General features: G+C 43.5%; 5 protein-coding genes. 2 read left to right on the top strand and 3 right to left on the bottom strand.

Features of this window, described 5'->3' with window-relative positions; genetic code table 11:
- On the top strand, positions 1-2,257 hold a 2,257-nt coding region (locus tag VIN08_RS15040), incomplete at its 5' end, for a DUF2723 domain-containing protein (RefSeq protein WP_331966743.1).
- Positions 2,258-2,288: 31 nt separating this feature from the next.
- Here VIN08_RS15040 and VIN08_RS15035 read toward each other — a convergent pair.
- The 3 genes from VIN08_RS15035 to VIN08_RS15025 form a co-directional block, all read right to left on the bottom strand.
- Positions 2,289-2,723 (bottom strand): hypothetical protein, encoded by a 435-nt coding sequence (locus VIN08_RS15035; RefSeq protein WP_331966741.1) that lies wholly within the window; start codon positions 2,721-2,723, stop codon positions 2,289-2,291.
- 159 nt (positions 2,724-2,882) lie between these two features.
- Positions 2,883-4,652, bottom strand: coding sequence for an ABC transporter ATP-binding protein (locus tag VIN08_RS15030; RefSeq protein WP_331966739.1), 1,770 nt, complete (start codon positions 4,650-4,652; stop codon positions 2,883-2,885).
- A 231-nt stretch (positions 4,653-4,883) separates the two neighbouring features.
- Positions 4,884-5,105, bottom strand: a complete 222-nt coding sequence (locus tag VIN08_RS15025) for a helix-turn-helix domain-containing protein (RefSeq protein ID WP_349257896.1) — start codon at positions 5,103-5,105, stop codon at positions 4,884-4,886.
- A gap of 257 nt (positions 5,106-5,362) precedes the next feature.
- Between VIN08_RS15025 and VIN08_RS15020 the strand changes: the two genes are divergently transcribed.
- Entirely contained in the window at positions 5,363-6,115 is a 753-nt protein-coding gene (locus VIN08_RS15020; RefSeq protein WP_331966735.1) for an SDR family NAD(P)-dependent oxidoreductase, read from the top strand.
- Positions 6,116-6,177 lie beyond the last annotated feature (62 nt).

The raw sequence follows: 6,177 nt of genomic DNA, 5'->3' as shown, positions 1-6,177 counted from the left end.
ACGTGCGTGGTGGCGCATACTCCTGTGGACGGCTGTTGGTGCGCTCATCATTCTGTTCATCAACCGCTTCATTGCTGTTGGTATATTTGAACTGGCATTTTATGTTGATCTCTTCCTGGTAAATAGTCTCGGGTTTGCTTTCTATAGCGGGGCGTTGATTGTACTGGCAGGCATGGTGTTTCTGTTTGTGTTTCTGCTTCGAAAGTATACTTCCTGTCAGGCGTATACCTGGGCCGTTGTATTTCTGATGGCAGGCTTTCTTCCGTACGGTATGATGTTCGTACGCTCAAACGATAATCCGCCTATAGATGAAGGTAATCCTGAGAATCTTTCGTTGATCAAAGCCTATATGAACCGCGAGTCGTATCCTTCAAGACCATTACTGTATGGCCCTTACTTTGATGCACAAATAGAAGATGTAGAGCCTGGCAAAAGAATGTATCACAAAGGCAGCGATCACTATGAACTTACCGGAACACTATCCGAATATAAATATACTCCGCATCGGCAAACGATATTGCCACGCATCTATAGCAACGATCCGGCTCACGTGCAACTATACCAGCAATGGACAGGACTCAAACCGGGAGAGAAACCGGGTTTTGCAGAGAATATAGCCTTCTTGCTGCAATACCAGATCGGCCACATGTACCTGCGTTATTTACTCTGGAATTTTGCCGGCCGCGATGGCGATGTACAGGGAAGCGACTGGCTTGCACCGTGGGATGCGGTCTCCTCCGGATCAGCGCAGTTTGCAGAGCGCGCCCATAATCAATACTGGATGATTCCGCTGTTGATCGGTATAGCCGGAAGTATATTTCATTTTCAGAAAAACCGGAGAGACTTTATATCAACAGCTGCCTTCTTTTTACTCACCGGTCTTATACTGGTGTTATACCTCAACTCAACACCGAACGAACCGCGTGAACGCGACTATATATATGTAGGCTCTTATATAGCTTTCTGTATCTGGATTGGTATCGGGTTTATAGCGTGCTACCATTGGGCAAAGCAGTGGAAAGCACTTACGTGGATAGTAACAGGTATCTGCTTTGCAGTACCCGTCTGGATGTTTTACCAGAACTATGACGATCACAATCGCAGCGGTCGCACATTTCAGATCGACCATGCACGCAATACACTCGCCAGTTGCGCACCCAACGCTATACTTTTTACCGGTGGCGACAATGATACTTTTCCTTTCTGGTATTTACAGGAAGTGGAAGGCTATCGCACCGATGTGCGCGTAGTGGTGCTCAGTTATTTCAACACCGATTGGTATATCGGTCAGCTGAAAAGGGCATACTATAAATCGAAGGCATTCAACTTATCCTTACCCGATGAGGCATACCGGCAGTATGGGCCTAACGATGTTCTTTATTTGCAGGAAAGTATACAGGAAGGTATAGATGTCGAAAAATACCTGGCACTGCTGAAAGCGGAACACCCGGCATTGCGTATGAAGTCACGAACAGGTGACGAGTATACGGTGTTGCCCTCACGAACATTAAAGATCCCGGTACACCGACAACAGTTTTTAGCCAGTGACCAGGCAAAGTTTTTGAACGATGACTCTGTTAACGATGCCCTGATGGTGCGTGTAACCGAAAATTACCTGGAGAAAAACGCACTGGCTTTCCTCGACCTGGTAATAAGCAATGCGTGGCAACGACCGGTATATTTCAACTATACTTCACTCAATACCTTCGGGCTTGATCTCAGACCCTATATGGTGCAGGAAGGAACTGTATTTCGCTTGTTACCGGTACATCCTCAAAAAGATGGCATCGCCATGAACACAACGCTCATGTACAAAAACCTGGTAGAGCGTGCTGACTACAGTAACCTATCCGACAAGCATGTATATTTTAATTATGAAGACTATATGCTTCGCATGATCGTACCATTGCAGCAGACCTTCAACACACTGGCAGAGGCGTTTTATGAAGAAGGTAATCCTGCCATGGCAGAAAAGGTTTTGACGATCGCTACCGAGAAAGTATATCGCGATCATCTTACACCGACCTTCACAAGTCTGCAGGCTTCACAAATGTTGCTGGCGTTGGGCAAAAAGGAGCTGGCGGAAAAACTCTCCCACCAGGTGTTTGACTATTACTACGACCAGGCACAACAGCCTTCACGAAGCAACGACCAGGCAAGTATATATATGCTGCAAAAATCGGCAGATATACTCAGCCAGTTAGGAAAGGAAGATTACCTGATAAAGATAAAAGGACTGACCCTGGGCTCTAACTGATCTATATATGCACCATTATAGATGTTTGATCTTATATTCTTTTGATCCACCATAGCCCGGAGCTTTCAGCAATCTCACACAACCTTCCGTTTACCTTGCGGAAGGTTCGCTCTATACGCCAGGTGCCTTCGAATATATCTTCTTTCCAGAACCGGCCCGTATAGTGAATCTCCGGGTGAGGCTCATCGCCCACAAAGAAGCTTCTGTCATGCGCATAGCCGTATGTGCGCGGATATAGCTTTACAAAAAACAACTCGGTTTCCTTTAGCACACCATATACATTACCGGGAACAGTAATGTCGCTGATCGTTGTATCATCCTGCCAGATACCTTCAAAGCCACCACTCATGGCCATAATACCCGATTGCCGTATACTTAAACTAAAAGGAACAGTTGTCTGTTTAAACGGAACTTTACAATATTCATCATAAACGTATTCACCTTTCCACAATCCATCAATAATCATTGCGTCTTCAGATTTTTGACTAATCTAAAAAGAAAGTTTTAATGATTTCATATTATATATATCGTTTACCGATTACCCCGTTTATTAAAGTATATTTATAAAAAAAGACGTACTAACATGTACGTCTCTTTCTATAATAAAGTCTTAACCTATAAGAGCCTAAACACTTTCTACTTTTGCATTTGTATTAACGGCCTCGCCTATCTGCTGACGCCACATGGCATAGTATAAACCTTTTTCCAGCAACAGCTCTTCGTGCCTCCCGGACTCAACGATGTTACCTTTTTCGAGTACATAGATCTTATCGGCATGCATTATGGTAGACAACCGGTGTGCTATCAGAATAGTGATGTGATTTCTCACGGTAGATATATCGCGAATGGTTTCGGTGATCTCTTCTTCGGTAATGGAATCCAGGGACGAAGTAGCTTCATCAAAAACCAGTATATCTGGCTGACGAAGTAATGCACGCGCTATCGAAAGTCTTTGCTTCTCACCACCCGAAACTTTTACGCCTCCTTCACCTATCACAGTATCAAGACCTTTATCAGCACGCTCTAACAACGACTGGCATGCTGCTTTTTGTAATACCGTCAAACATTCTTCATCGGTAGCATCCGGTCTTACAAACAACAAGTTCTCACGAATGGTACCGGAGAATAACTGCGTGTCCTGTGTTACAAATCCGATCTTCTCGCGTAACTCATCCATGTTTATCTTATCACCGGATATACCATTGTATAATACCTCGCCCGTCTTCGGGTGATACAAGCCTACCAATAGTTTAACCAGTGTAGTTTTGCCGGAACCCGAAGGGCCTACAAAAGCAATAGTCTTACCGTTGTTTGTTTCAAAAGATATTTTGTTCAATGCATTTCTGCTGGCGGACTGATGTTGAAAGCCTACATCTTTAAAGGTGAGGTCGGTGATGCGTCCTAACTGCACAGGATTTTTTGGTCTGGCTTCCTTCGGTAAATTCAATATGCGATTGAAATTGACAAGCGATACTTCTGCTTCGCGAAAGGCGATGATCACGTTGCCCAATTCCTGCAGTGGCGTAAACAGGAAGAACGAATAGAACAGGAAGGTAAAATATTTACCGGCCGATATCTCGTTATCAAAAATGAGTACGAGCAGAATAACCACCATCACACTTCGAATAAAGTTTACGGTGGTGCCTTGCAGAAAACTCATACCTCTTACATACTTTACTTTTTTCAATTCGAGGTCGAGTATTTTATAGGTCGTATTATTTAGTCGCTTGATCTCCTGGCTGGCGAGTCCTAAACTCTTTACCAACTCTATATTTCGCAGCGACTCCGTAGTAGAGCCTGCCAGCGAAGTAGTTTCTTTTACAATGTTTTTCTGCACCACTTTTATCTTGCGGCTAAGCAACCAACTGGTAAGTGCTATAATAGGCACAGCAGCAAAATATACCAGCGTAACTTTATAACTTACCGTTAAAGAATATACCACCACGAAGATCATGGCTACCAGGCTTGAAAATAAAATGCTGATGAAGGATGTGATAAATTTTTCGGAGTCGGTTCTTACCTTTTGCAGTATACCCAATGTTTCACCGCTGCGTTGATCTTCAAAAGTCTGATACGGCAACTCCAGTGAATGCTTCAATCCATCGGCATACATTTTAGCACCAAGCTTTTGTACAACGATGCTGGTAAAATAATCCTGCAGGTTTTTCGCTATACGCGATACCATGGCAGCTCCCACGGCCAATCCTACCAGGTAAAGTATGCCGGTTACAAATTCGGATCGAGATTGAGCATCTCTCTTCTCGATGAAATTATCAACAATTTTACCGGTTATGTGCGGATCCAAAAGCGAGAACACCTGACTGGTGGCGGCCAACAGTAACGCGATGGCAATAAGGCCTTTATAATTCTTCAGGTAGTTTAAAAGTATTTTCATGTGTCAAGTATCGATAAAATAGAATAAATGGTGGAGCGATTGTTTTTTGAACAAAGAAATGCCCCGGTAGGTTCGCTCCCAAGTGTTAAGATGAAAACTTTCAATACTTTGTGTATCGTTTTTTATAATACTCTATGCGATCTATAGGATAATATTGAATGGGATGCCTGGGGTATTCCGGAGTTATGTTAAAATATAAAATTTAGCATCATACCTATAGCAACGCGAAGACTATACGGAGATTTCTGCTGTAGACTCGGTCGCTGCTAACTTCCTGTGTTTACTTCCCCAATCACTCAACTGTTTCAAAATAGGACTTAACTCTAACGCCATCTCTGTTAGTTCGTATTCAACTCTGGGAGGAACTTCTGCATAGACCGTTCGCTTCACCAGGCCATCCTGTTCCATAGCGCGCAGTTGCAGTGTAAGCATGCGCTCGGTGATAAAGAAAATTCCTTTTTTAGTTCGCTGAATCTGAATTTACGCTCTTCGAGTTTACTGAACAACTGCAGTTTCCACCGGCCATCAATTTTGGAGACTACATAGGTAAGATCACATTCAATGATCGATTTCTCGTTACGGCTATACGTTGAGTTTTCTTTTCTGTTTGCCATTACTTACAATTTTTATAGTACCATACAATTGATTCTACTACCTGTACGAATAAAGGCTACACCTAGTTTTGCAGGAAAGTTTCAAATACAAATTTTATGGATCTATACTTAAAAGGAAAAACAGCTGTGGTGAGTGGCGCCAGCCAGGGAATGGGCAGAGCTATAACAAAAGAACTGGCGATAGAAGGTGTAAAAGTATTGGCTACCGCACGCAATGAAGATTTACTCCGCAGTCTCAAAGAAGAGATTGCCATTATAGGAGGCGTTGAACCTATAATTCTCGTACAGGATTTTGTTGCTGCCGATGGACCACAAAAAATTGCCGATGCCGCACTTACCCATTTAGGATACGTTGATATTCTTATTAACAATGCAGGACGCAGTCGCCCGCTGGATGTGAACGGGGCAGAACAGGAATGGGCTGACGCTATGACACTCGATTTTAACCGGCATCGTCAATTGACACAACACCTTCTTCCGCATATGATGAAACGCAGACAAGGCTCTGTTCTGAATATTACCAGTACATACGAGTTACGTTCTGTCAATGCTTCTGCCATTGCCAAAGCAAGTATAGCGGTATGGTCTAAACAACTGGCAGGACAACTGGGAAGCTATGGTATTACGGTTAACTGTCTTCAACCTGGCCTCATCGATACCGCCAATACGCAGCGGATATTTTCAAGCGAGGCCCGTAAAGAATTTTCTGCACGTGAAATTCCTTTAGGCAATTTTGGTACAGCACAGGATATAGCGAACATGGCTACCTTTCTGGTATCACCCCGCGCAAAGTATATTACCGGCACGGTTGCTATTGTTGATGGCGGACTTCGCCATTATGCGTTTTGATCTCGCCATCGCTATAGTCTGAGAGATTACGAAAGTAAAATGAGGCCGTCTCAAAAGTCTTT

Source organism: Ohtaekwangia sp. (assembly GCF_036568665.1).
In the GTDB taxonomy this organism is placed as follows: Bacteria; Bacteroidota; Bacteroidia; order Cytophagales; family Cyclobacteriaceae; genus Ohtaekwangia.
Note: the sequence above shows the minus strand (reverse complement) of the source record. Positions and strands in the feature narration are given on the sequence as shown.

Excerpts from the sequence above, each read along its gene's own strand:
- VIN08_RS15035 (WP_331966741.1), bottom strand. The coding sequence starts at position 2,723 with ATGATTATTGATGGATTGTGGAAAGGTGAATACGTTTATGATGAATAT.
- VIN08_RS15030 (WP_331966739.1), bottom strand. The coding sequence starts at position 4,652 with ATGAAAATACTTTTAAACTACCTGAAGAATTATAAAGGCCTTATTGCC.
- VIN08_RS15020 (WP_331966735.1), top strand. The coding sequence starts at position 5,363 with ATGGATCTATACTTAAAAGGAAAAACAGCTGTGGTGAGTGGCGCCAGC.